Source organism: Pseudomonas sp. 203-8 (genome assembly GCF_020708595.1).
In the GTDB taxonomy this organism is placed as follows: Bacteria; Pseudomonadota; Gammaproteobacteria; order Pseudomonadales; family Pseudomonadaceae; genus Pseudomonas; species Pseudomonas aeruginosa.
Genome location: NZ_JAJFDF010000001.1, coordinates 66,132 through 88,713 on the forward strand (window position 1 = coordinate 66,132; position 22,582 = coordinate 88,713).

The window sequence follows — 22,582 nt, forward strand, 5'->3', positions numbered from 1 at the left end:
TCAGTGCTCGCCGGCCGGCCCACCGATGGGAGGGGTGTTCTCGCGGCGGCCCGACTCTTCCAGGTTGGCCGGCGGAGTGCCGGTACCCGAACCACCCTGCCAGTCACGCGGCTCGCGCGGCACGCGACCGGCCATGATGTCGTCGATCTGGTCGGAGTCGATGGTTTCGTACTTCATCAGTGCGTCGGCCATCATCTCCAGCTTGTCGCGGTTCTCGTCGAGCAGTCGCTTGGCGGTACCGTAGCAGTCGTCGATGATGCGCCGGACTTCCTGGTCGATCATCTTGGCGGTCTCGCCCGACACATTGGCGTGCTGGCTGCCGGCGCTACGGCCGAGGAACACCTCGCCCTCCTCCTCCGCGTACATCAGCGGGCCGAGCTTCTCGGACAGACCCCACTTGGTCACCATGTTTCGCGCCAACTGGGTAGCACGCATGATGTCGTTGGAAGCGCCAGTGGTGACGCCTTCGAAGCCGAGGGTCATCTCTTCCGCGATACGGCCGCCGAACAGCGAGCAGATCTGGCTTTCCAGCGCGCGCTTGGACAGGCTGTAGCGATCTTCCTCGGGGAGGAACATGGTCACGCCCAGGGCGCGTCCGCGCGGAATGATGGACACCTTGTAGACCGGGTCATGCTCCGGCACCAGGCGACCGACGATGGCGTGGCCGGCTTCGTGGTAGGCGGTGTTGCGCTTCTCCTTCTCGGACATGACCATGGTCTTGCGCTCGGCGCCCATCATGATCTTGTCCTTGGCCAGCTCGAACTCGCGCATGTCGACGATGCGCTTGTTGGAGCGCGCGGCGAACAGCGAAGCCTCGTTGACTAGGTTGGCCAGGTCGGCGCCGGAAAAACCGGGCGTACCGCGGGCGATGACGGCAGGATCGACATGGTCGCCCAGCGGCACCTTGCGCATGTGCACCTTGAGGATCTGTTCGCGCCCGCGGATATCCGGCAAGCCGACCACCACCTGGCGGTCGAAGCGGCCCGGACGCAGCAGCGCCGGGTCCAGAACGTCCGGACGGTTGGTGGCAGCGATGACGATGATGCCATCGTTCATCTCGAAGCCATCCATCTCCACCAGCAACTGGTTGAGGGTCTGCTCGCGCTCGTCGTGACCACCGCCCAGGCCGGCGCCGCGATGGCGGCCGACGGCGTCGATCTCATCGATGAAGATGATGCACGGCGCATGCTTCTTGGCCTGGTCGAACATGTCGCGGACACGGGAAGCGCCCACGCCGACGAACATCTCGACGAAGTCGGAACCGGAAATGGTGAAGAACGGCACCTTGGCTTCGCCGGCGATGGCCTTGGCCAGCAGGGTCTTGCCGGTGCCGGGCGGGCCGACCATCAGCACGCCGCGCGGGATACGGCCGCCCAGGCGCTGGAACTTGCCCGGATCGCGAAGGAACTCGACCAGCTCGCTGACCTCCTCCTTGGCCTCGTCGCAGCCGGCGACGTCAGCGAAGGTGGTCTTGACCTGGTCCTCGGACAGCAGGCGCGCCTTGCTCTTGCCGAAGCTCATCGGGCCGCCGCGACCGCCGCCGCCACCCTGCATCTGGCGCATGAAGAACATGAAGACGGCGATGATCACCAGGATCGGGAAGCTGGCGACCAGCAACTGGGTCCAGATGCTCTGCTGTTCGGGCTGCTTGCCCTCGACCACGACGTTGTTGTTGACCAGGTCGCCGATCAGGCCGTTGTCCTGGATCGCCGGGCGGATGGTCTTGAAGGTATCGCCGTCGCTACGCTTGCCGGTGATGACATAGCCATCCACGGTCACTCGCTCGACCTTGCCATCCTTGACCTGCTGGATGAAGTCCGAGTAGTTCAGCGTCTGTGGCTCGCTCGGGCTCGAGAAATTGTTCATCACGGTCACCAGTACCGCCGCGATGATCAGCCACAGAATCAGATTCTTTGCCATGTCGTTCAATTGACTACCCTCTGAAGCCGGCTCCGTCCTGGAAACCGCTTCACACGACGGCCAGACTCCTTCCGGCCAAAAGTACTACACAAGCGCCCGCGCACGCAGGCGTTGTCTGTAACCCTTTATGAACCCTCGCCCGTCCCGGCACAACAGGTCATCGACCAATAGACAGGCTATAGGGTCAATCATTCCAGTCTATTCCCCGCGAAAGGCGCGTGCGAGCAGATACTGTTCCCGCGAACGATCACGCGACGACAGGGGCTTGCGCATCTGTACCTTGTCGAACATTTCCCGGGCCTGCTTGTGGTACTGGTCGAAACCTTCGCCCTGGAAGATCTTGATCAGGAAATCGCCGCCCGGCCGCAGCACACGGCCGGCCAGGTCCAGCGCCAGTTCGCAGAGATACATGGCGCGCGGCTGGTCGGAGGCCCGCACTCCACTCATATTGGGGGCCATATCGGAAATCACAAGGTCTACCGGATGGTCGCCGATCGCCTCGAGGATCCGCGCGAACACCGCGTCCTCGGTGAAGTCGCCCTGGATAAAGGTGACGTCGGGGATGCTGTCCATCTCGAGGATGTCCGAAGCGATCAGCCGGCCGCGGTCGCCGATCACCCGGCTGGTGACCTGCGACCACCCGCCCGGCGCGGCGCCCAGGTCGACCACGGTCATGCCCGGACGCAGGATGCGGTCCTTCTCCTGGATCTCCAGCAGCTTGTAGCTGGCGCGCGAGCGATAGCCATCGCGCTGGGCCATCTTCACGTAGGGATCGTCGAAATGTTCTTTCAGCCAACGCTGGCTGGTTTTGGAGCGGGCCACGGAATACCTCTTCGGGCACCCCCGGTCGGCGGGGGCAGCATCACTTGGACTAAAACTGGGGTAAAATAGACGACTTTTTCCCAGGGGTCTGATTATGGCGCTCACTCAAGAGCAGAAGAAACAGTTCAAATCTATCGGTCACCACCTGAAACCGGTATTGATCGTAGCCGAGAACGGCTTGACCGAAGGCGTTCTCGCCGAACTCGAGCGCGCACTCAACGATCACGAACTGATCAAGGTGAAACTGGCGCTGGCCGAGCGCGACGATCGCCGCGCCCTGCTCGACGAACTCTGCGCGCAGTCGCGCAGCGACCTGGTGCAAAGCATCGGCAAGATGGCGCTGGTCTATCGGAAGAACCCGAAGCCGAACAAGAATCTCTCGAACATCAGCCGTTTCGCCGGCATCTGATGCCCCATCCAACCAAGGTCGGGAAACTTCCCGACCTGGTTCAGACGCCTTCCTCGTCCCGCCCCGGTACCGGCTGCAACACCAGCAGCAGGCCACACATCGCCACCGCCAGGTAGTTGAACAGCAGCCAGCGCACCGCCTCGGGCGCCAGCCCACGCACCAGGAAATACACCAGGCAGAGCAGCGCGACGGCGAGCAACAACTGACCGCGAAGGTCTCGCCAGAGGCTCCTCGGCCCGTGGCTCGACACCAACACCAGCGCCTGCAGCGCCGCACAGAATCCGGCGAAGCCGATCAGCAGCGGCGTCAACGCCGCGGCTACGGTTTCCACCAGCAGCGGCGCCAGTCCGGTCTTGGCCAACGCAGGCAGGACCACGAACTGCAGCAACCAGAGGCCGCCGACCCAGAACGTCTGGGCCAGCAGCCAACTGATCGCGCCTGCGCGCAACGGGGCGCGCTTAGATATGGCGAACCTCGACGATCTCGTACTCGACGTCGCCGCCCGGGGTTCTCACCAGCACGGCATCGCCTTCGGTCTTGCCGATCAGCGCACGGGCGATCGGCGAATTCACCGAGATCTTGCCACCCTTGATATCCGCCTCGTCGTCGCCGACGATCTGGTAGGTCACGGTCTCGTCGGTCTCGACATTGGCGATGTCGACGGTGGTGCCGAAGATCACCTTGCCGCTGTGCGGGATGGCGGTGACATCGATGACCTGGGCGTTGGACAGCTTGGCCTCGATGTCGCGGATACGCGCCTCGACCATGCCCTGCTGTTCACGCGCCGCATGGTACTCGGCGTTTTCCTTGAGGTCGCCCAGTTCACGCGCTTCGGCGATGGCCTGGCTGATCTGCGGGCGCAGCACGCCCTTCAGGTGTTTCACTTCTTCTTCCAGGGCGCGGGCGCCCTGGACGGTCATGGGGAACTTGCTCATGCCTTGATTCCTGCGTGGAGATCCTGCAGACGCCGAACGGTCTTCTCGGGACCGAACTTGAGCGCCTCACAGATCGCCTGCCCACCCGCAATGGTGGTGGTGCAGCAGATCTTGTGCTGCAGGGCGTTTCGACGAATGGAGTAGGAGTCAGCGATGGACTGCCGGCCCTCGGTGGTGTTGATGATCAGGGTGACCTCGTCGTTCTTGATCATGTCCACCACGTGCGGGCGACCTTCGGTCACCTTGTTCACGCGACGCACCGGCAGGCCCGCGGCCTCGATGACACGCGCGGTACCGGCGGTGGCTACCACTTCGAAGCCCAGCGCGACCAGGTCGCCAGCCACCTGGGCGGCGAACGGCTTGTCGTCTTCGCGGACGCTGATGAAGGCGCAACCGGCGGTCGGGAGAATCTCGCTGGCCCCCAACTGAGCCTTGGCAAAGGCTTCGGCAAAGCTATCACCGACGCCCATCACTTCACCAGTGGACTTCATTTCCGGGCCGAGGATCGGATCGACGCCGGGGAACTTGGCGAACGGGAACACCGCTTCCTTGACGCTGAAGAACGGCGGGATGATTTCCTGGGTGAAGCCGACCTCGGCCAGGGTCTTGCCGGCCATGACGCGGGCGGCGACCTTGGCCAGCGACTCGCCGACGCACTTGGAGACGAACGGCACGGTACGCGAGGCGCGCGGATTGACCTCGATGACGAAGATATCCTCGCCCTGCACCGCCATCTGCACGTTCATGAGGCCGACCACGCCAAGCTCCAGGGCCATTTTCTTGACCTGCTCGCGGATCTCGTCCTGGATGTGCTGCGGCAGCGAGTACGGCGGCAGCGAACAGGCGGAGTCGCCGGAGTGAACGCCAGCCTGCTCGATGTGCTGCATGATCGCGCCGATCACCACGATCTCGCCGTCGCATACCGCGTCGATGTCGACTTCGATGGCGCAGTTGAGGAAGTGGTCGAGCAGCACCGGGCTGTCGTTGGAAACCTGCACCGCCTCGCGCATGTAGCGCTTGAGTTCTTCTTCCTGGTAGACGATTTCCATCGCCCGCCCGCCCAGCACGTAGGACGGGCGAACCACCAGCGGATATCCGATGGCCTTGGACGCGGCCAGGGCCTCGTCTTCGCTGCGCGCGGTGGCGTTGGCCGGCTGGCGCAGGTTCAGGCGCTGGACCATCTGCTGGAAGCGCTCGCGGTCTTCGGCACGGTCGATGGCGTCCGGGCTGGTGCCGATGATCGGCACGCCGGCCTCTTCGAGGGCGCGGCAGAGCTTCAGCGGGGTCTGGCCGCCGTACTGGACGATCACGCCCTTGGGCTGCTCGACGCGGACGATCTCAAGGACGTCCTCGAGGGTCACCGGCTCGAAGTACAGGCGGTCGGAGGTGTCATAGTCGGTGGAGACGGTTTCCGGGTTGCAGTTGACCATGATGGTCTCGTAGCCGTCTTCGCGCATCGCCAGCGCCGCGTGCACGCAGCAGTAGTCGAACTCGATGCCCTGGCCGATGCGGTTCGGACCGCCGCCGAGGATCATGATCTTCTCGCGGCTCGACGGGTTGGCCTCGCACTCTTCCTCATAGGTCGAATACATGTAGGCGGTGTCGGTGGCGAACTCGGCGGCGCAGGTATCGACGCGCTTGTAGACCGGCAGTACCTTCAGCTTGTGGCGATGGCTGCGCAGGTTCTTCTCGGTGACGCCGAGCAGCTTGGCCAGGCGCGCGTCGGAGAAGCCCTTGCGCTTGAGCTTGTACATCAGCTCGCGATCGATGGAGGACAGGCCGAGGGTCTTGACCTTCTCCTCGTCCTTGACCAGATCCTCGATCTGCACCAGGAACCATTCGTCGATGCGGGTCAGCTCGAACACTTCCTCGACGCTCTTGCCGGCGCGGAAGGCGTCGGCGACGTACCAGACACGCTCGGCGCTGGGCACGGTCAGCTCGCGCTTGAGGATGCTGTCGGCCTCCGGGTCGTTCAGGTCGAGCTTCGGATCGAAGCCGGTGGCGCCGACTTCCAGGCCGCGCAAGGCTTTCTGCACCGACTCCTGGAAGGTCCGGCCGATGGCCATGACTTCGCCGACCGACTTCATCTGGGTGGTCAGGCGGGCATCGGCTTTCGGGAATTTCTCGAAGGCGAAGCGCGGGATCTTGGTCACCACGTAGTCGATGGCCGGCTCGAACGACGCCGGGGTGCGACCGCCGGTGATGTCGTTCTGCAGTTCGTCGAGGGTGTAGCCGACCGCCAGCTTGGCGGCGATCTTGGCGATCGGGAAACCGGTGGCCTTGGAGGCCAGGGCCGAGGAGCGGGAAACCCGCGGGTTCATCTCGATCACCACCATGCGCCCGGTGTTCGGGCAGATGCCGAACTGCACGTTGGAACCGCCGGTTTCCACGCCGATCTCGCGCAATACCGCCAGCGAGGCGTTGCGCATGATCTGGTATTCCTTGTCGGTCAGGGTCTGCGCCGGTGCCACGGTGATCGAGTCACCGGTGTGCACGCCCATCGGGTCGAAGTTCTCGATGGAGCAGACGATGATGCAGTTGTCCTTCTTGTCGCGGACCACCTCCATCTCGTATTCCTTCCAGCCGATCAGCGACTCGTCGATCAGCAGCTCGTTGGTCGGCGACAGGTCGAGGCCACGGGCGCAGATCTCTTCGAACTCTTCACGGTTGTAGGCGATACCGCCGCCGGTGCCGCCCATGGTGAAGGACGGACGGATGATGCAGGGGAAGCCGACCTGCTCGAGCACGCCGTAGGCCTCCTCCATGCTGTGGGCGATGCCCGAGCGCGGACAGGCCAGGCCGATATCCTTCATCGCCTTGTCGAAGCGCGAGCGGTCCTCGGCCTTGTCGATGGTATCGGCATTGGCGCCGATCATCTCCACGCCGAACTTCTCCAGCACGCCGTGGCGCTCCAGGTCCAGGGCGCAGTTCAGCGCAGTCTGGCCGCCCATGGTCGGCAGCAGCGCGTCGGGGCGTTCCTTCTCGATGATCTTGGCCACGGTGGCCCACTTGATCGGCTCGATGTAGGTCGCGTCGGCCATCGCCGGGTCGGTCATGATGGTCGCGGGGTTGGAGTTCACCAGGATGACGCGGTAGCCCTCCTCGCGCAGGGCCTTGCAGGCCTGGGCGCCGGAGTAGTCGAATTCGCAGGCCTGGCCAATCACGATGGGGCCGGCACCGAGGATCAGGATGCTCTTTATGTCTGTACGTTTTGGCATGGGACTCTCGTTGCAATAATCAGGACAGGGTTGCGGTGGCCAGCTTCACACCAAAGCCGACGAACAGGGCGCCGACGCCCGAAGTGGCGCCGGCAGCCAACCGTTGCCGCCGGCGGAACCAGGCCGCCAGCCGCACACCGGTGAAAATCAGGAAGCTCAGGTAAAGGGCGCTGACCAGTTCCAGGATCACCGCCAGCACCAGGAACGACAGGCCCGGATAGGCATAGCCGGGATCGACGAACTGGATGAAGAAGGAGATGAAGAACAGGATCGCCTTGGGATTCGACAGGCTGAGCAGCAGCGCCTTGCGGAACGGCTGGTGGACATCCACCTGTTCGGCCTGCGCCGCCGTCGCTTCGGGATTGCGCAGCTTGCGCCAGGCGCCCCGCAGCATGCCGACGCCGAGATAGAACAGGTAGGCCGCACCGAGGTACTTCAGGCCGATGAACAGCATCGGCTCGGCCTTCAGCAGGGACGCCACGCCAAGGGCCGACAGCAGCATCAGCACCGCGTCGCCGAGGAACACGCCGCAGGCGGCCCGGTAGCCGGTCGCCACGCCACGCTGGGCCGAAGTCGCGAGGACGAACAACGAGTTCGGTCCGGGCAACAGGATCACGAAAACCACACCCAGCACGTAGGTCCAGAAATCGGTTATCCCCAGGGTCGGCATGGCTCTGCTCCTCAGCGACGCTCGGCCATCGCCGAGATGAAGCGGTCGAACAGCGGGGCGACGTCATGCGGACCGGGGCTCGCCTCGGGGTGGCCCTGGAAGCTGAAAGCGACCTTGTCGGTGCGCTCGATACCCTGCAGGGTACCGTCGAACAGCGACTTGTGAGTGGCTCGCAGGTTGTCCGGCAAGGTGCTCTCGTCGACCGCGAAACCGTGGTTCTGGCTGGTGATCATCACCACGCCGCTGTCCAGGTCCTGCACCGGGTGGTTGGCGCCGTGGTGGCCGTGGCCCATCTTCAGGGTCTTGGCGCCAGAGGCCAGGGCCAGCAACTGATGGCCGAGGCAGATGCCGAACACCGGGATCTCGGTATCGAGGAATTCGCGGATCGCCTGGATCGCGTAGTCGCACGGTTCGGGGTCGCCGGGGCCGTTGGAAAGGAAGATGCCGTCAGGGTTCAGCGCCAGCACTTCGCTGGCCGGTGTCTGCGCCGGCACCACGGTCAGGCGGCAGCCGCGCGCCACCAGCATGCGCAGGATGTTCAGCTTCACGCCGTAGTCGTAGGCCACCACGTGATACGGCAGTTCACCGGCCGGGATCTCCGGGTGACTGTCGCTTTCCAGGTTCCAGACGCTGGAGCGCCACTCGTAGCGCTCGGCGGTGGTGACCTCCTTGGCCAGGTCCATGCCCTTCAGGCCGGGGAAGGCGCGAGCCAGCTCCAGCGCGCGTTCCTCGGTAGCGTCGGCACCAGCCAGGATGCAGCCGTTCTGCGAACCCTTCTCGCGGAGGATGCGAGTCAGGCGACGGGTATCGATGCCGGCGATGGCGACGGTGCCGTTGGCTTTCAGGTAGTCAGGCAGCGACTGCTTGCTGCGCCAGTTGCTGGCGATCAGCGGCAGGTCGCGAATGATCAGGCCGGCGGCCCAGACACGGTTGGCCTCGGCGTCTTCCGGGGTGGTACCGGTATTGCCGATGTGCGGGTAGGTCAGGGTGACGATCTGCTGGGCGTAGGAAGGATCGGTAAGGATTTCCTGGTAGCCGGTCATGGCGGTGTTGAACACCACCTCGCCAACGGTCTGGCCGTCGGCACCGATGGCTTCACCGCGAAAAATGCTGCCGTCGGCAAGTGCAAGTATGGCTGGCTTAGTCAAGAAGACCTCCCGTAAATCAAGCCTGACTGGTCGCGCAGGTGTAAAAAAGCGGGATGACACCGTGAAGAGTCATCCCGCTTTTTTTCGATTCATGCTGCGCTGCTTTTAGTGGACACACTAAAGCTGTAGTTTACAGAATCGCGACATTCCGGTCCACCAATAAGACGACGTGCGGCAGCGTCTCAGCGTAGACCGAGCACATCCTGCATGTCGTACAGGCCATTCTCTTTGCCCTCCAGCCACAGCGCCGCACGCACCGCGCCACGGGCGAAGGTCATGCGACTGGAAGCCTTGTGGGTGATCTCCACGCGCTCGCCCTCGGCGGCGAACAGCACGGTGTGGTCGCCCACCACGTCGCCGGCGCGCACGGTGGCGAAGCCGATGGTTTCCCGCGCCCGCGCGCCGGTCTGCCCCTCGCGTCCGTAGACCGCCACTTCCTGAAGGTCCCGACCGAGCGCCTGGGCTACCACCTCGCCCATGCGCAAGGCGGTGCCGGACGGCGCATCGACCTTGTGCCGGTGATGGGCCTCGATGATCTCGATATCCACTTCGTCGCCCAGCACCCGTGCCGCGGTATCCAGAAGCTTCAGGCAAAGGTTCACGCCGACGCTGAAGTTGGCAGCGAAGACGATCGGGATATCCTTCGCCGCCTCGGCCAGCAGCAGCTTCTCGTCGGCGCTGAAGCCGGTGGTGCCGATGACCATCGCCCGGCGCGCCTTGCGGCACTGCTCGATGTTCTTCAGGGTTACGGAGGGATGGGTGAAGTCGATCAGGACGTCGAACTCCTCGCAGACCTTGCCCAGGTCCCCGGACAGCGGCACGCCGATCCGGCCGAGACCGGCCAGCTCGCCGGCGTCCGCCCCCACCAGGGTGCTATCCGGACGATCCACCGCCGCCGTCAGCCCGGCGGCACCGCCGGTCTGCTGAACGGCCTCGATCAGGTTCTTGCCCATGCGCCCGGCGGCGCCCACTACGGCTATACGTCGCATAAAACCACTCCACGCGGAACCCGGACGCGGCTGTCAGGCCGCGCCCATGGCTTTTTTTGTTTATAGGTCGTCGAAGAAACGCTTCATGCCTTCGAACCAGCCACTGGCCTTGGGCGAATGCGAGGTGTCGCTCTGCAACGACTTGCGGAACTCCTCGAGCAGCTCGCGCTGGCGCTTGTCCAGGTTCACCGGGGTTTCCACCACCACCTTGCACATCAGGTCGCCGGCGCCGCCGCCGCGCACCGGGGCCACGCCCTTGCCGCGCAGGCGGAACAGCTTGCCGGTCTGGGTGCTTTCCGGAATCTTCAGCTTGACCCGGCCATCCAGGGTCGGCACTTCCAGCTCGCCGCCCAGCGCAGCGTCGGCGAAACTGATCGGCACTTCGCAGTACAGATGCTTGCCGTCGCGCTGGAAGATCGGGTGCTCGCGCACATTGACCACCACGTACAGGTCGCCCGCCGGACCACCCATGCTGCCGGCCTCGCCTTCGCCGGTGAGGCGGATGCGGTCGCCGGTGTCGACGCCGGCCGGCACCTTCACCGACAGGGTCTTCTGCTCTTCCACGCGCCCCTGGCCATGGCAGGAGCCACAGGGATCGGAAATCATCTTGCCGGTGCCGTGGCAGCGCGGGCAGGTCTGCTGGACCGAGAAGAAGCCCTGCTGCATGCGCACCTGGCCGATACCGCCGCAAGTGGTGCAGGTGACCGGTGTGGTACCGGGCTTGGCGCCGCTGCCGTTGCAGGTCTTGCAACCGACCAGGGTCGGCACGCGGATGGTGACGGTGGTGCCACGTACCGCCTCCTCCAGGTCGAGGTCCAGGGTGTAGCGCAGGTCCGCGCCGCGCTGCGCGCCGCCGCGCGAGCCACCGCGGGCACCGCCGCCACCGAAGAAATCGCTGAACACATCGCCGAAGATGTCGGAGAAGCTCGCCCCGCCGAAACCGGCGCCAGCGCCCCCACCCATATTCGGATCGACGCCGGCATGGCCGTACTGGTCGTAGGCCGCCCGCTTGCTGGCATCGGAGAGGACCTCGTAGGCCTCGTTGGCCTCCTTGAACTTGTCCTCGGCTTCCTTGTCGCCAGGATTGCGGTCCGGGTGATATTTCATCGCCAGGCGGCGGTAGGCCTTCTTCAGGTCCGCCTCGCTGGCGCCACGCTCAACCCCCAGAACCTCGTAAAAGTCTCGTTTCGCCATAACCTTTCCGTCTCAATTAAGGACCCTCCAGACACGCCAACGCGGGAGCAGGCTCCCGCGTGGCGGATCATGCGTACCGGCCTGGCCGGCACGCGGGGCAGAAGCAAGCCGGGGCTTACTTGTTGTCCTTGACCTCTTCGAACTCGGCGTCCACCACGTCGTCAGCGGCTTTCGCCTGCTCGCCCTGGGGAGCGTCTTCGCCCTGCTGGGCCTGTTCGGCGTACATCTTCTGCGCCAGCGGGGTGGAAGCCTGGGACAGAGCGTTCATCTTGGCCTCGATCTCGGCCTTGTCGTCGCCCTTCACCGCCGCTTCCAGCTCGCCCAGCGCCTTCTCGATGGTCGCCTTGTCCTCGGCGGTGGCCTTGTCGCCCGCCTCGGTGATCATCTTGCGGGTCGCGTGGACCAGCGCGTCGCCCTGGTTGCGAGCGGCAGCCAGTTCCTCGAACTTGCGGTCCTCCTCGGCGTTCGCCTCGGCATCGCGGACCATCTGCTGGATCTCATCCTCGGACAGGCCGGAGGATGCCTTGATCACGATGGACTGCTGCTTGCCGGTGGCCTTGTCCTTCGCCGAGACGTGCAGGATGCCGTTGGCATCGATATCGAAGGTCACCTCGATCTGCGGCACGCCGCGCGGAGCCGGCGGAATGTCGGCCAGGTCGAACTTGCCCAGCGACTTGTTCTGCGCGGCCTGCTTGCGCTCGCCCTGCAGCACGTGGATGGTCACCGCGCCCTGGTTGTCGTCGGCGGTGGAGAACACCTGCGACTTCTTGGTCGGGATGGTGGTGTTCTTCTCGATCAGACCGGTCATCACGCCGCCCAGGGTCTCGATGCCGAGGGTCAGCGGGGTCACGTCGAGCAGCAGCACGTCCTTCACGTCGCCGGCCAGGACCGCGCCCTGGATGGCGGCACCGACAGCCACGGCTTCGTCCGGGTTGACGTCCTTGCGCGCTTCCTTGCCGAAGAACTCGGCAACGGTCTTCTGTACCAGCGGCATGCGGGTCTGGCCGCCGACCAGGATCACTTCATGGATATCGGAAACATCCAGGCCGGCATCCTTCAGCGCGGTGCGGCACGGCTCGATGGTGCGCTGCACCAGGTCTTCGACCAGGGACTCCAGCTTGGCGCGGGAAACCTTGACGTTCAGGTGCTTCGGACCGCTCGCGTCGGCAGTCACATACGGCAGGTTGACGTCGGTCTGCTGGGTCGAGGACAGCTCGATCTTGGCTTTCTCGGCCGCTTCCTTCAGACGCTGCATGGCCAGCGGGTCGCCCTTCAGGTTGATGCCGCTTTCCTTCTTGAACTCGTCGACGAGGTAGTCGATCAGGCGGATGTCGAAGTCTTCGCCGCCGAGGAAGGTGTCGCCGTTGGTGGCCAGCACTTCGAACTGGTGCTCGCCGTCGACTTCGGCGATCTCGATCACCGACACGTCGAAGGTACCGCCGCCCAGGTCATAGACGATCACGGTGTGGTCGCCCTTGGCCTTGTCCAGGCCATAGGCCAGCGCCGCCGCGGTCGGCTCGTTGATGATCCGCTTGACGTCGAGGCCGGCGATGCGGCCGGCGTCCTTGGTGGCCTGGCGCTGGCTGTCGTTGAAGTAAGCCGGAACGGTGATCACCGCTTCGGTGACCGGCTCGCCGAGGTAGTCTTCGGCGGTCTTCTTCATTTTCTTCAGCACTTCGGCGGAAATCTGCGGAGGCGCCATCTTCTGGCCCTTCACTTCCACCCAGGCGTCGCCGTTGTCGGCCTTGACGATGCTGTACGGCACCATCTGGATGTCTTTCTGAACCACGTTCTCTTCGAAGCGACGGCCGATCAGGCGCTTCACCGCATACAGGGTGTTCTGCGGGTTGGTGACCGCCTGGCGCTTGGCCGGCTGGCCCACCAGGGTTTCGCCATCGTTGGTGTAGGCGATGATCGAGGGGGTGGTACGCGCGCCCTCGGCGTTCTCGATGACCTTGACGTTACCGTTCTCCAGGATAGCCACGCAGGAGTTGGTGGTACCCAGGTCGATGCCAATGATTTTGCCCATATTCACTCTCCAGAAACTTTGATTCCGTGCGACCCGCCCGTGGGTCTCGTGCTCGGTTGACTACCCAGATGGGGTCGTCGCGTCGAATTTCAAGCCTGCTCGTCGATGGACGGCGGGGTTTCCGCCGGCGCCTTGCTGACTACCACCATCGCCGGACGCAGCAGGCGGCCGTTGAGCAGGTAGCCTTTCTGGAACACCTTGAGGACACTGCCCGGCTCGGCCGAAGCGCTTTCCTGCATGGCCATCGCCTGGTGCTGCTCGGGGTTGAAAGGCTCGCCTTCCGGGTTCAGCGCCTCCACCTGGTAGCGGCGCAGGGTGTCGTCGAACATCTTCAGGGTCAGTTCCATCCCTTCGCGCATCGGCTTGATCGCCTCGTCGTTGGGATCGGACATCTCCAGGCCGCGCTCGAGGGTGTCGACCACCGCCAGCAGGTCGCCGGCGAATTTCTCCAGCGCGAACTTGTGCGCCTTCTCGACATCCTGCTCCGCACGCCGGCGTACGTTCTGCAGATCCGCGACCATGCGCAGCGCCTGGTCCTGGGCGGCAGCCAGCTGCTCTTCCAGTTCCTGCACGCGGGCGGTCAGGTCCTCGGCGGCGCCGGTGGGCTGCTCGGGGGTCTGTTGATCCAGGGTCTGCTGTTCGTCAGCCATGCCACTCTCCTTCAAAAATAAGCTGGCAAATACAAGGCGAACGCATAAGTTCGCAACGTTGCCGGCTATATGGGGACGGCTTTCCACGGTTCAAGGGGCGAGCGGCAATTGCCAGCCGGAAAAAATACTGTATAAATAACCAGACAAAACCCACGGAGCCGCCCGCCATGCTGGTTCACCTGTCCGTTCACAACTACGCCATCGTCGAGCACCTGGATCTCGAACTCGCTACCGGCATGAGCGTGATCACCGGCGAAACCGGTGCGGGCAAGTCGATCATGCTCGACGCCCTCGGCCTTACCCTCGGCGACCGCGCCGACAGCGGCGCGGTACGTCCCGGAGCGGACAAGGCCGACATTCTCGCCAGCTTCGACGTCAGTGCCATCGCCGAGGCCCGCGACTGGCTCGCCGAGCGCGACCTGGAACAGGACGGTCCGTGCATCCTGCGCCGGGTGATCACTGCCGAAGGTCGCTCGCGTGCCTACATCAACGGCACGCCCTGCCCGCTGGGCGACCTGAAGAGCCTGGGCGAACTGCTGATCGACATCCATAGCCAGCACGAGCACCAGTCGCTGCTGAAGAGCGAGACCCACCGGCGCCTGCTCGACGAGTACGCCGGCTGCCAGGAGCTGGCGCGCCAGGTGCAGCTCGCCGCGCAACGCTGGAAGCAGACCAGCCAGGAACTCGAACGCCTGTCGCGTAGCGGCGACGAACAACGCGCCCGCCACCAGTTGCTCAGCTACCAGCTGGAAGAACTGGAAAACCTGTCCCTCGGCGAAAACGAACTGGAAAGCCTGGAGCAGGAGCAGAAGACCCTGAGCAACGCCGAAAGCCTGCTCGCCGCCTGCCGCCAAGTCGTGGAAATGTGCAGCGAGAGCGATGCCGGCAACGTCCTTTCCGCGCTCAATGCCAGCCTCAACCGCCTGACCTCGTTCAGCGGCCAGCCCGCCGCTCTCGGCGAAGCGGTCAACCTGTTGTCCAGCGCGCAGATCCAGGTCGAGGAGGCGATCGGCGAACTGAACCGCTTCGTCGACCACTTCGATGCCGATCCCAATCGCCAGCAGCAGGTCGAGGAGCGCCTGGACGTCATTTATTCCCTGGCGCGCAAGCACCGGGTCCAGCCCGCCGAACTGGCCGACCTGCAGCAGCGCCTGTTCGACGAACTGGAGGCGCTGAACGCCGACGACGAAGCGGTCGGACGCCTGGGCGACGAGCTGGCCGCCTACGCCCGGCATTACCAGGAAAAAGCCGAAGAACTGAGCCGCCTGCGCCAGGCCGCGGCCGCACCTCTTGCCGCCAGCGTGGAGCAGGAGATGCAGCGCCTGGGCATGCCCGGGGGGCGCTTCGCCATCGTCCTGCATCCCGGCGACAGCGCCGAGCCGCAGGCCAACGGACTGGAAAGCGTGGAGTTCCTGGTCAGCGCCAACCCCGGGCAGCCGCTGAAAGGGCTGGCCAAGGTCGCCTCGGGCGGCGAACTGTCGCGGATCAGCCTGGCGATCCAGGTGATCACGGCACAGACCTCGCGCATCCCCACCCTGGTCTTCGACGAAGTCGACGTCGGCATCGGCGGCCCCACCGCCGAAGTGGTCGGACAGTTGCTGCGCCGCCTCGGCGAACGCGGCCAGGTCCTCACCGTGACCCACTTGCCGCAGGTCGCCGCCCAGGGCCACCAGCACCTGTTCGTGCACAAGGAACGCGGCAGCAGCGAAACCCGTACGGCGGTCGCCACCCTGAACAAGGCCCAGCGGATCGAGGAGATCGCCCGCATGCTCGGCGGCGTCGACCTGACCAAGGAATCCCTGGCCCACGCGAAGAAACTGGTCAACCTGGCCGCCCAGAACTGAACGTTCCTTCAATGGAAAATGAAAACGGCGACCCCAGGGTCGCCGTTTTCGCATGGAACCGTTGCGCGACTACTTCTTCTTGCGCACGTAGAGCACCAGATTGTGATCGACCAGCTCGAAGCCGCGCTCGCGGACGATTTCCTTCTGGCGCTTCTCGATTTCCGCATCCATGAACTCGATCACCTCGCCGGTATCGACGCAGACCATGTGGTCGTGGTGGCCGCTATCGGCGAGCTCGAACACGGCATGGCCGCCATCGAAGTTGTGACGCACCACCAGGCCGGCGGCCTCGAACTGGGTCAGCACCCGATAGACGGTTGCCAGGCCCACGTCCTCGCCTGCTTCCATCAGCGCCTTGTACACGTCTTCGGCGCTCATGTGGCGTTGCTCGGCCGAGTCGAGCATCTGCAGGATCTTGACCCGCGGCAGGGTCACTTTAAGGCCGGCTTTTCGAAGTTCGCTATTTTCAACCATGTCTGCTTTCTCAGCGCGGGATGTTTCGCAGTATCCCGGAATACGGGTATGATCGGGCTTTTATTTGCCCAGCCAAGATAGTGGAAGTCGCTCACCGATGCAAAACGCCAAGCTCATGCTGACCTGTCTCGCTTTCGCGGGGCTTGCCGCACTCGCCGGTTGCTCGTTTCCTGGCGTCTATAAAATCGACATCCAGCAAGGCAACGTCGTAACGCAGGACATGATAGACCAGTTGCGTCCCGGAATGACCCGACGCCAAGTGCGGTTTATCATGGGCAACCCGCTCATCGTCGATACCTTCCACGCCAATCGTTGGGACTACCTCTACAGCATCCAGCCGGGCGGCGGTCGTCGCCAGCAGGAGCGCGTCAGCCTGTTCTTCAACGACAGCGACCAGCTGGCCGGCCTGAACGGCGACTTCATGCCCGGCGTCAGCCGCGACGAAGCGATCCTCGGCAAGGAAGGCAGCACCACCGTCACCCAGCCGGCCGACCAGCAGAAACCGGAAGCGCAGAAAGAAGAGCCGCCGAAACCGGGCTCCACCCTGGAACAGCTCCAGCGCGAAGTGGACGAAGCCCAGCCGGTACCGGTTCCGACTCCCGAACCTCTGGATCCCAGCCCGCAATGACGGCTGGCGTTCCACGAAAAAGCCCGGCATTCGCCGGGCTTTTTCATTTCCGCAGGAAACCCCGCGGCTAACCGCCTTCGCGCTCGCTCCGGGCACGTGCGGCACGCTGCTTGCGCACCTCCTTGGGATCGGCGATCAGCGGACGGTAGATCTCCACCCGCTCGCCAGCCTCCAGCATCCGCTCCTCCGGGCGTGCCAGGAGCTTGCCGAAGATACCCAGCGGGCAACCTTGCACATCCAGCCCTGGAAAGGCCTCGCCGATGCCGGAGAGCAGCACGGCCTCGCGTGCGCTGGTACCTGCCGGCACGCTCAGGCGCAGTAACGCCTGTCGCTCCGGCAGCGCGTAGACCACCTCGACGGCGATCTCAGCCATAGAGTTGCTTGGCGCGCTGGCAGAACGCGTCGACCATGGTGTTGGCGGCCTGGGTGAACAGCGGCCCGAGGGTCGCCTTGACCAGCGGCCCGGCGTAATCGAAGGTCAGGTCGAGGGTGATCTTGCAGGCCTTCTCGCCCAGCGCCTTGAACTGCCAGACGCCATGCAGTTCGGTGAACGGTCCGTTTTCCAGGTTCATCTCGATGGAAGCTCCCGGCACCAACACGTTGCGGGTGGTGAAGCGCTGGCTGAGGCTACCCTTGGCCACGGTCAGCTCGGCGCGCATCAGGCTTTCGCTCTCCTCCAGGACCTGGCTGGCCGAACACCAGGGCAGGAACTCCGGATAGCGCTTCACGTCGTTCACCAGATCGAACAGCGCGCGGGCGGGATAAGGCAACAGCGCCGAACGCTGGATATGGGTGCTCATAGAACTCTCACTTCTGCTGTCGAGCGGGCGACTCCCCAAGCATAGCCGGCGGGACGGCGGCATCCGCCACGGCGGCGCGCTGCGCCCGTCGACCGGGGCCAGGGTTCGGCAGAAAAAACGCTCAGCGCAGCCTGACGCCACTTGAAGACTTTTCTTACAAAACCTTGGCCAGCGGCCAGGAAAAGAGTGGGCATTGTCCGAAATTCGCCTCTATCCCTCAAGCGCGACGCCGCCCCATAGCGGTGAAGCCGGCGACTCCCTATAATGCGCCGCCTATGGCTAAGCAGAAGAAACACCCTTCGGGGACCATCGCGCAGAACAAGAAGGCTCTGCACGACTATTTCATCGAACAACGCTTCGAGGCGGGCGTCGCCCTGGCGGGCTGGGAAGTGAAAAGCCTGCGCGCCGGCAAGGCCCAGCTGGTCGACAGCTACGTGCTGCTCAAGGATGGCGAGGCCTGGCTGCTCGGCAGCCACATCACGCCCCTGACCACCGCCAGCACGCACGTGATCGCCGACCCGGTGCGCACGCGCAAGCTGCTGCTGCACAAGCGCGAACTGGGCAAGCTGTTCGGCGCCGTGCAACAGAAGGGCTACGCCTGCGTCGCCCTGTCGATGTACTGGAAGAAGCACCTGGTCAAGTGCGAGATCGCCCTGGCCAAGGGCAAGAAGGACTTCGACAAGCGCCACACCGAGAAGGAGCGCGACTCCGATCGGGAGATCCAACGCGCCATGCGCCACGGCAAGGACGACTGAGCGCCTCCCTGCACGCGCCTCGCTAGTCTTCCTGCACGCTGCGACGGCGCTGCGAGCGCTTCATCCTGCGCGCCTCTTCCTGGACCTCCGCCAGGACCTCCTGCACATAGTGGATGTGCTGGTTGGACACCTCCCGGGCCAGCTCCGCCTGACCGCTGATGATCGCGTCGTATAGGCGCTGGTGCTGCTCCATCAGTTGCGCGCGGGTTTCCGTGCGCTGCGCGTACATCCCGCCGATATTGGTCACCACGTTGCGCCGCAGCAAGTCGAACAGGCCCTTGATGGTGTGCAGCAGCACGGTGTTGTGGCTGGCCTCGGCGATCGCCAGGTGGAAGCGCGCGTCGGCGGCGCCCTCTTCCGCGCTGACCTGGTCGTTGCGCGCATAGCAGGCCTGGAGCGCCTCGAAGGCCTCGGTCAGGCGCTGATGATCGAGGGAGGTCGCACGCAGCGCCGCGTAGTAGGCACAGGACCCTTCCAGCGTGTGGCGAAACTCCAGCAGGTCGCGCTGGGCCTCCGGGTTACCTTCCAGCAGGTGCAGCAGCGGATCGCTGAAAGTCGCGCCCAGCGATTCGGTCACATAGTTGCCGCCACCCTGGCGGCTGACCAGCAGCCCCTTCGCCACCAGTTTCTGGATCGCCTCGCGCAGCGACGGCCGGGAAACCCCGAACTGCTCGGCAAGCACGCGCTCGGCGGGCAGCCGCTCGCCGGACTTCAGCGTGCCCTCCAGGATCATCGCCTCCAGTTGCGCAACGATGTCATCCGACAGACGGCGCTGCCTGACCTGACCAAATTCCATATCCCGACACCCTTACCCGAAGTTTCGTCGCAAAGCCTCTGCCATGCGCCCAGCGCGAAAAAGAGAGGAAGCGTACCGAGCCGCTCCCCGCACCACAAGCGAGGCGCCACGAGCCCCGCACGAGCATCCTTAGACAAAAGTCGTAGACGGGCAAATTGACACGCCGAACGCTCGACTCTTAACCTGAGCGCTCGCTTTTGTAAATTGGTCTTACCAATTATGCGAGCTTTGCCAGGTTCGGCTGCCCAGCGCCCTTGCACACACAGGTCTTGGCGCGTATCCGATCTGGTCACAGGCAAACCCAACAACAATTAGGGAGCCAACCCCCATGCAAGCCTGGCAACAACTCTATACCCCCCTGGGCAGTCTCGGCCTGTCGGCCGCCGCGGCCGTCATCCCGATCGTGTTCTTCTTCCTCGCCCTGGCGGTATTCCGCCTCAAGGGCCACATCGCCGGCAGCATCACCCTGGGGCTGGCCATCGCGGTGGCCATCTTCGCCTTCCACATGCCCGCCGACATGGCCTTCGCCGCCGCCGGCTACGGCTTCCTCTACGGTCTCTGGCCGATCGCCTGGATCATCGTCGCCGCGGTCTTCCTCTACAAACTGACGGTGAAGAGCGGCCAGTTCGAGGTGATCCGCAGCTCGGTGCTGTCGATTACCGGCGACCAGCGCCTGCAGGTACTGCTGATCGGCTTCTCCTTCGGGGCCTTCCTCGAAGGCGCCGCCGGTTTCGGCGCGCCGGTGGCGATCACCGCCGCCCTGCTCGTCGGCCTCGGCTTCAATCCGCTCTACGCCGCCGGCCTGTGCCTGATCGCCAACACTGCGCCGGTGGCCTTCGGCGCACTGGGCATCCCGATCATCGTCGCCGGCCAGGTGACCGGCATCGACGCCTTCAAGATCGGCGCCATGACCGGCCGCCAACTGCCGTTCCTGTCGATCCTGGTACCGTTCTGGCTGGTGTTCATGATGGACGGCTGGCGCGGCATCCGCGAAACCTGGCCGGCCGCCATCGTCGCCGGCGGCAGCTTCGCCATCACCCAGTACCTGACGTCCAACTTCATCGGCCCGGAGTTGCCGGACATCACCTCGGCGCTGGTCAGCCTGGTCTCCCTGACCCTGTTCCTCAAGGTCTGGCAGCCGCAGGGCGCCAGCGAAGCGCTCGCCGCCAGCGGCGGCGCGGCCGTGGCCGGTGGCGGCTTCGGCGGGCAACGCAGCGTCGAACCGTCCGCCTACAGCTTCGGCGAGATCCTCAAGGCCTGGTCGCCATTCCTGGTGCTCACCGTACTGGTGACCATCTGGACCCTGAAACCTTTCAAGGCCCTGTTCGCCCCGGGCGGCGAGCTCTACTGGCTGGTGTTCAACTTCGCCATCCCGCACCTCGACCAACTGGTGGTCAAGGGCGCACCGATCGCCACCAGCGCCACGCCGATCGCCGCGGTATTCAAGTTCGACCCGATCTCCGCCACCGGCACGGCGATCTTCCTCTCGGCGTTGGTATCGATGCTCATCCTGCGCATTGGAACGAAAATTGGTATTACCACTTTCAAGGAAGTCCTGGTGGAGCTGAAGTGGCCGATCCTGTCCATCGGCATGGTCCTGGCCTTCGCCTTCGTCACCAACTACTCGGGCATGTCCACCACCCTGGCCCTGGTCCTGGCCGGTACCGGCGCGGCGTTCCCGTTCTTCTCGCCGTTCCTCGGCTGGCTGGGGGTATTCCTGACCGGTTCGGATACATCCTCCAACGCCCTGTTCAGCTCCCTGCAGTCGACCACCGCGCACCAGATCGGAGTCAGCGACACCCTGCTGGTGGCCGCCAATACCAGCGGCGGCGTGACCGGCAAGATGATCTCCCCGCAATCCATCGCCGTGGCCTGCGCCGCGACCGGGATGGTCGGCAAGGAATCCGACCTGTTCCGCTTCACCCTGAAGCACAGCCTGATCTTCGCCGCGCTGGTCGGACTGATCACCCTGGCCCAGGCATACCTATTCACCGGCATGCTGGTGCACTGACCGCGCCCTGATCGGCCGCGCGTCGGCGATACTGCGCAGGAAATGGCCCGGCTCCCTCGGCCATTTCCGCCGTGTCCCGCTCCACTGCGCTCGATGCGAAACCTTTCGACACAACGGAAGAGCCCAATGATCATTTCCGCTTCCACCGACTACCGCGCCGCCGCCCAACGCAAGCTGCCGCCGTTCCTCTTCCACTACATCGACGGCGGCGCCTACGCCGAATACACCTTGCGTCGCAACGTCGAAGACCTGTCGGCCATCGCCCTGCGTCAGCGGGTGCTGAAGAACATGTCCGAGCTGAGCCTGGAAACCCGCCTGTTCGACGAGACCCTGGCGATGCCGGTGGCGCTCGCCCCGGTCGGTCTCACCGGCATGTACGCCCGCCGCGGCGAGGTCCAGGCGGCGCGCGCGGCGGCGGCGAAGGGCGTGCCCTTCACCCTGTCGACGGTATCGGTGTGCCCGATCGAGGAGGTCGCCCCGGCCATCGACCGGCCGATGTGGTTCCAGCTCTACGTGCTGAAGGACCGCGGCTTCATGCGCAACGCCCTGGAGCGGGCCAAGGCCGCCGGCGTCACCACCCTGGTGTTCACCGTCGACATGCCGGTCCCCGGCGCCCGCTACCGCGACGCCCATTCCGGCATGAGCGGCCCCTACGCCGCGCCGCGCCGCATCCTGCAAGCCATGACCCACCCGGCCTGGGCCTGGGACGTCGGCCTGCTGGGCAAGCCCCACGACCTCGGCAACATTTCCGCCTACCGCGGCAACCCGACCGGACTGGAGGACTACATCGGCTGGCTGGGCGCCAACTTCGACCCGTCGATTTCCTGGAAGGACCTGGAGTGGATCCGCGAGTTCTGGGACGGCCCGATGGTGATCAAGGGCATCCTCGACCCCGAGGATGCCAGGGATGCGGTGAAGTTCGGCGCCGACGGCATCGTCGTCTCCAACCACGGCGGCCGCCAGCTCGACGGCGTGCTGTCCAGCGCCCGCGCGCTGCCGGCGATAGCCGATGCGGTGAAGGGCGAACTGGCGATCCTTGCCGACTCCGGCATCCGCACCGGTCTCGACGTGGTGCGGATGATCGCCCTCGGCGCCGACAGCGTGCTGCTCGGCCGCGCCTTCGTCTACGCCCTGGCCGCCGCCGGCGAGGCCGGGGTGCGCAACCTGCTCGAACTGATCGAAAAGGAAATGCGCGTGGCCATGGTCCTCACCGGGGCCAAGTCGATCGGCGAGATCAGCGCCGACTCGCTGGTCCGCGAACTGGGCGCCTGAGACGCCCACCAGAAAAGC

The 22,582-nt window shown here is 64.8% G+C and carries 21 protein-coding genes; 6 read left to right on the forward strand and 15 right to left on the reverse strand.

Annotated features, from left to right (window positions below):
* Together ftsH and rlmE are read right to left on the reverse strand one after the other, a co-directional pair.
* A complete protein-coding gene (gene ftsH, locus LJF27_RS00325) occupies positions 1-1,920 on the reverse strand; it encodes an ATP-dependent zinc metalloprotease FtsH (protein WP_003095200.1) in 1,920 nt (639 codons plus the stop codon).
* A 198-nt stretch (positions 1,921-2,118) separates the two neighbouring features.
* Positions 2,119-2,742 carry a 23S rRNA (uridine(2552)-2'-O)-methyltransferase RlmE gene (gene rlmE, locus LJF27_RS00330; protein ID WP_023116777.1) on the reverse strand — a complete coding sequence of 208 codons (624 nt, stop codon included), beginning with the start codon at positions 2,740-2,742 and terminating at the stop codon, positions 2,119-2,121.
* Between the two features lie 94 nt (positions 2,743-2,836).
* Between rlmE and yhbY the strand changes: the two genes are divergently transcribed.
* The gene (gene yhbY / locus LJF27_RS00335; RefSeq protein WP_003095204.1) at positions 2,837-3,151 is read left to right on the forward strand and encodes a ribosome assembly RNA-binding protein YhbY; all 315 of its coding nucleotides are present in this window, start codon (positions 2,837-2,839) and stop codon (positions 3,149-3,151) included.
* Positions 3,152-3,191: 40 nt separating this feature from the next.
* On the opposite strand, the gene LJF27_RS00340 is transcribed toward yhbY, so the two are convergent.
* From LJF27_RS00340 to grpE, 9 genes are all read right to left on the reverse strand, one after another.
* The gene (locus tag LJF27_RS00340; RefSeq protein WP_003113906.1) at positions 3,192-3,599 is read right to left on the reverse strand and encodes a hypothetical protein; all 408 of its coding nucleotides are present in this window, start codon (positions 3,597-3,599) and stop codon (positions 3,192-3,194) included.
* Between the two features lie 10 nt (positions 3,600-3,609).
* The gene (gene greA, locus LJF27_RS00345; protein WP_003095206.1) at positions 3,610-4,086 is read right to left on the reverse strand and encodes a transcription elongation factor GreA; all 477 of its coding nucleotides are present in this window, start codon (positions 4,084-4,086) and stop codon (positions 3,610-3,612) included.
* The gene (gene carB / locus LJF27_RS00350; protein ID WP_003095207.1) at positions 4,083-7,304 is read right to left on the reverse strand and encodes a carbamoyl-phosphate synthase large subunit; all 3,222 of its coding nucleotides are present in this window, start codon (positions 7,302-7,304) and stop codon (positions 4,083-4,085) included. Before carB ends, greA begins: the two co-directional genes overlap by 4 nt.
* 19 nt (positions 7,305-7,323) lie before the next feature.
* Positions 7,324-7,974, reverse strand: a complete 651-nt coding sequence (gene leuE, locus LJF27_RS00355; protein WP_003095208.1) for a leucine efflux protein LeuE — start codon at positions 7,972-7,974, stop codon at positions 7,324-7,326.
* A gap of 11 nt (positions 7,975-7,985) precedes the next feature.
* Positions 7,986-9,122, reverse strand: a complete 1,137-nt coding sequence (carA, locus tag LJF27_RS00360) for a glutamine-hydrolyzing carbamoyl-phosphate synthase small subunit (RefSeq protein ID WP_003095209.1) — start codon at positions 9,120-9,122, stop codon at positions 7,986-7,988.
* Between the two features lie 182 nt (positions 9,123-9,304).
* Positions 9,305-10,111 (reverse strand): 4-hydroxy-tetrahydrodipicolinate reductase, encoded by an 807-nt coding sequence (gene dapB / locus LJF27_RS00365; protein ID WP_003095210.1) that lies wholly within the window; start codon positions 10,109-10,111, stop codon positions 9,305-9,307.
* A 60-nt stretch (positions 10,112-10,171) separates the two neighbouring features.
* The gene (gene dnaJ, locus LJF27_RS00370; protein WP_003095211.1) at positions 10,172-11,305 is read right to left on the reverse strand and encodes a molecular chaperone DnaJ; all 1,134 of its coding nucleotides are present in this window, start codon (positions 11,303-11,305) and stop codon (positions 10,172-10,174) included.
* Positions 11,306-11,420: 115 nt separating this feature from the next.
* Positions 11,421-13,334 (reverse strand): molecular chaperone DnaK, encoded by a 1,914-nt coding sequence (dnaK, locus tag LJF27_RS00375; RefSeq protein WP_003095212.1) that lies wholly within the window; start codon positions 13,332-13,334, stop codon positions 11,421-11,423.
* An 89-nt stretch (positions 13,335-13,423) separates the two neighbouring features.
* Positions 13,424-13,984, reverse strand: coding sequence for a nucleotide exchange factor GrpE (gene grpE / locus LJF27_RS00380; protein WP_003095213.1), 561 nt, complete (start codon positions 13,982-13,984; stop codon positions 13,424-13,426).
* 167 nt (positions 13,985-14,151) lie between these two features.
* Here grpE and recN point away from each other — a divergent pair, with 167 nt between their 5' ends.
* The gene (recN, locus tag LJF27_RS00385; protein ID WP_003100507.1) at positions 14,152-15,828 is read left to right on the forward strand and encodes a DNA repair protein RecN; all 1,677 of its coding nucleotides are present in this window, start codon (positions 14,152-14,154) and stop codon (positions 15,826-15,828) included.
* A 69-nt stretch (positions 15,829-15,897) separates the two neighbouring features.
* On the opposite strand, the gene fur is transcribed toward recN, so the two are convergent.
* Positions 15,898-16,302 carry a ferric iron uptake transcriptional regulator gene (gene fur / locus LJF27_RS00390; protein WP_003095216.1) on the reverse strand — a complete coding sequence of 135 codons (405 nt, stop codon included), beginning with the start codon at positions 16,300-16,302 and terminating at the stop codon, positions 15,898-15,900.
* 97 nt (positions 16,303-16,399) lie between these two features.
* Between fur and LJF27_RS00395 the strand changes: the two genes are divergently transcribed.
* Positions 16,400-16,930: an outer membrane protein assembly factor BamE gene (locus LJF27_RS00395; RefSeq protein WP_003113904.1), complete on the forward strand. Its 531-nt coding sequence runs from the start codon at positions 16,400-16,402 to the stop codon at positions 16,928-16,930.
* A gap of 67 nt (positions 16,931-16,997) precedes the next feature.
* Here LJF27_RS00395 and LJF27_RS00400 read toward each other — a convergent pair whose 3' ends face one another.
* Together LJF27_RS00400 and LJF27_RS00405 are read right to left on the reverse strand one after the other, a co-directional pair.
* A complete protein-coding gene (locus LJF27_RS00400) occupies positions 16,998-17,303 on the reverse strand; it encodes an RnfH family protein (RefSeq protein WP_003100502.1) in 306 nt (101 codons plus the stop codon).
* Positions 17,296-17,730: a type II toxin-antitoxin system RatA family toxin gene (locus tag LJF27_RS00405; protein WP_003100497.1), complete on the reverse strand. Its 435-nt coding sequence runs from the start codon at positions 17,728-17,730 to the stop codon at positions 17,296-17,298. The genes LJF27_RS00400 and LJF27_RS00405 overlap by 8 nt, the downstream gene beginning before the upstream one ends.
* A gap of 275 nt (positions 17,731-18,005) precedes the next feature.
* Between LJF27_RS00405 and smpB the strand changes: the two genes are divergently transcribed.
* Positions 18,006-18,485 carry an SsrA-binding protein SmpB gene (gene smpB / locus LJF27_RS00410; RefSeq protein ID WP_003100496.1) on the forward strand — a complete coding sequence of 160 codons (480 nt, stop codon included), beginning with the start codon at positions 18,006-18,008 and terminating at the stop codon, positions 18,483-18,485.
* Positions 18,486-18,507: 22 nt separating this feature from the next.
* Here the strand turns inward: smpB and LJF27_RS00415 are convergent, their stop codons facing one another.
* Positions 18,508-19,281, reverse strand: a complete 774-nt coding sequence (locus LJF27_RS00415) for an FCD domain-containing protein (protein ID WP_003095221.1) — start codon at positions 19,279-19,281, stop codon at positions 18,508-18,510.
* A 328-nt stretch (positions 19,282-19,609) separates the two neighbouring features.
* Here LJF27_RS00415 and LJF27_RS00420 point away from each other — a divergent pair, with 328 nt between their 5' ends.
* Both LJF27_RS00420 and lldD read left to right on the forward strand, forming a co-directional pair.
* Positions 19,610-21,292 (forward strand): lactate permease LctP family transporter, encoded by a 1,683-nt coding sequence (locus LJF27_RS00420; RefSeq protein WP_023116778.1) that lies wholly within the window; start codon positions 19,610-19,612, stop codon positions 21,290-21,292.
* Between the two features lie 126 nt (positions 21,293-21,418).
* Positions 21,419-22,564 (forward strand): FMN-dependent L-lactate dehydrogenase LldD, encoded by a 1,146-nt coding sequence (gene lldD / locus LJF27_RS00425; protein ID WP_003100494.1) that lies wholly within the window; start codon positions 21,419-21,421, stop codon positions 22,562-22,564.
* The last annotated feature ends 18 nt before the right edge of the window (positions 22,565-22,582 follow it).

Excerpts from the sequence above, each read along its gene's own strand:
- ftsH (WP_003095200.1), bottom strand. The coding sequence starts at position 1,920 with ATGGCAAAGAATCTGATTCTGTGGCTGATCATCGCGGCGGTACTGGTG.
- yhbY (WP_003095204.1), top strand. The coding sequence starts at position 2,837 with ATGGCGCTCACTCAAGAGCAGAAGAAACAGTTCAAATCTATCGGTCAC.
- greA (WP_003095206.1), bottom strand. The coding sequence starts at position 4,086 with ATGAGCAAGTTCCCCATGACCGTCCAGGGCGCCCGCGCCCTGGAAGAA.
- carB (WP_003095207.1), bottom strand. The coding sequence starts at position 7,304 with ATGCCAAAACGTACAGACATAAAGAGCATCCTGATCCTCGGTGCCGGC.
- leuE (WP_003095208.1), bottom strand. The coding sequence starts at position 7,974 with ATGCCGACCCTGGGGATAACCGATTTCTGGACCTACGTGCTGGGTGTG.
- dapB (WP_003095210.1), bottom strand. The coding sequence starts at position 10,111 with ATGCGACGTATAGCCGTAGTGGGCGCCGCCGGGCGCATGGGCAAGAAC.
- dnaJ (WP_003095211.1), bottom strand. The coding sequence starts at position 11,305 with ATGGCGAAACGAGACTTTTACGAGGTTCTGGGGGTTGAGCGTGGCGCC.
- dnaK (WP_003095212.1), bottom strand. The coding sequence starts at position 13,334 with ATGGGCAAAATCATTGGCATCGACCTGGGTACCACCAACTCCTGCGTG.
- grpE (WP_003095213.1), bottom strand. The coding sequence starts at position 13,984 with ATGGCTGACGAACAGCAGACCCTGGATCAACAGACCCCCGAGCAGCCC.
- recN (WP_003100507.1), top strand. The coding sequence starts at position 14,152 with ATGCTGGTTCACCTGTCCGTTCACAACTACGCCATCGTCGAGCACCTG.
- fur (WP_003095216.1), bottom strand. The coding sequence starts at position 16,302 with ATGGTTGAAAATAGCGAACTTCGAAAAGCCGGCCTTAAAGTGACCCTG.
- LJF27_RS00395 (WP_003113904.1), top strand. The coding sequence starts at position 16,400 with ATGCAAAACGCCAAGCTCATGCTGACCTGTCTCGCTTTCGCGGGGCTT.
- LJF27_RS00400 (WP_003100502.1), bottom strand. The coding sequence starts at position 17,303 with ATGGCTGAGATCGCCGTCGAGGTGGTCTACGCGCTGCCGGAGCGACAG.
- LJF27_RS00405 (WP_003100497.1), bottom strand. The coding sequence starts at position 17,730 with ATGAGCACCCATATCCAGCGTTCGGCGCTGTTGCCTTATCCCGCCCGC.
- smpB (WP_003100496.1), top strand. The coding sequence starts at position 18,006 with ATGGCTAAGCAGAAGAAACACCCTTCGGGGACCATCGCGCAGAACAAG.
- LJF27_RS00415 (WP_003095221.1), bottom strand. The coding sequence starts at position 19,281 with ATGGAATTTGGTCAGGTCAGGCAGCGCCGTCTGTCGGATGACATCGTT.
- LJF27_RS00420 (WP_023116778.1), top strand. The coding sequence starts at position 19,610 with ATGCAAGCCTGGCAACAACTCTATACCCCCCTGGGCAGTCTCGGCCTG.
- lldD (WP_003100494.1), top strand. The coding sequence starts at position 21,419 with ATGATCATTTCCGCTTCCACCGACTACCGCGCCGCCGCCCAACGCAAG.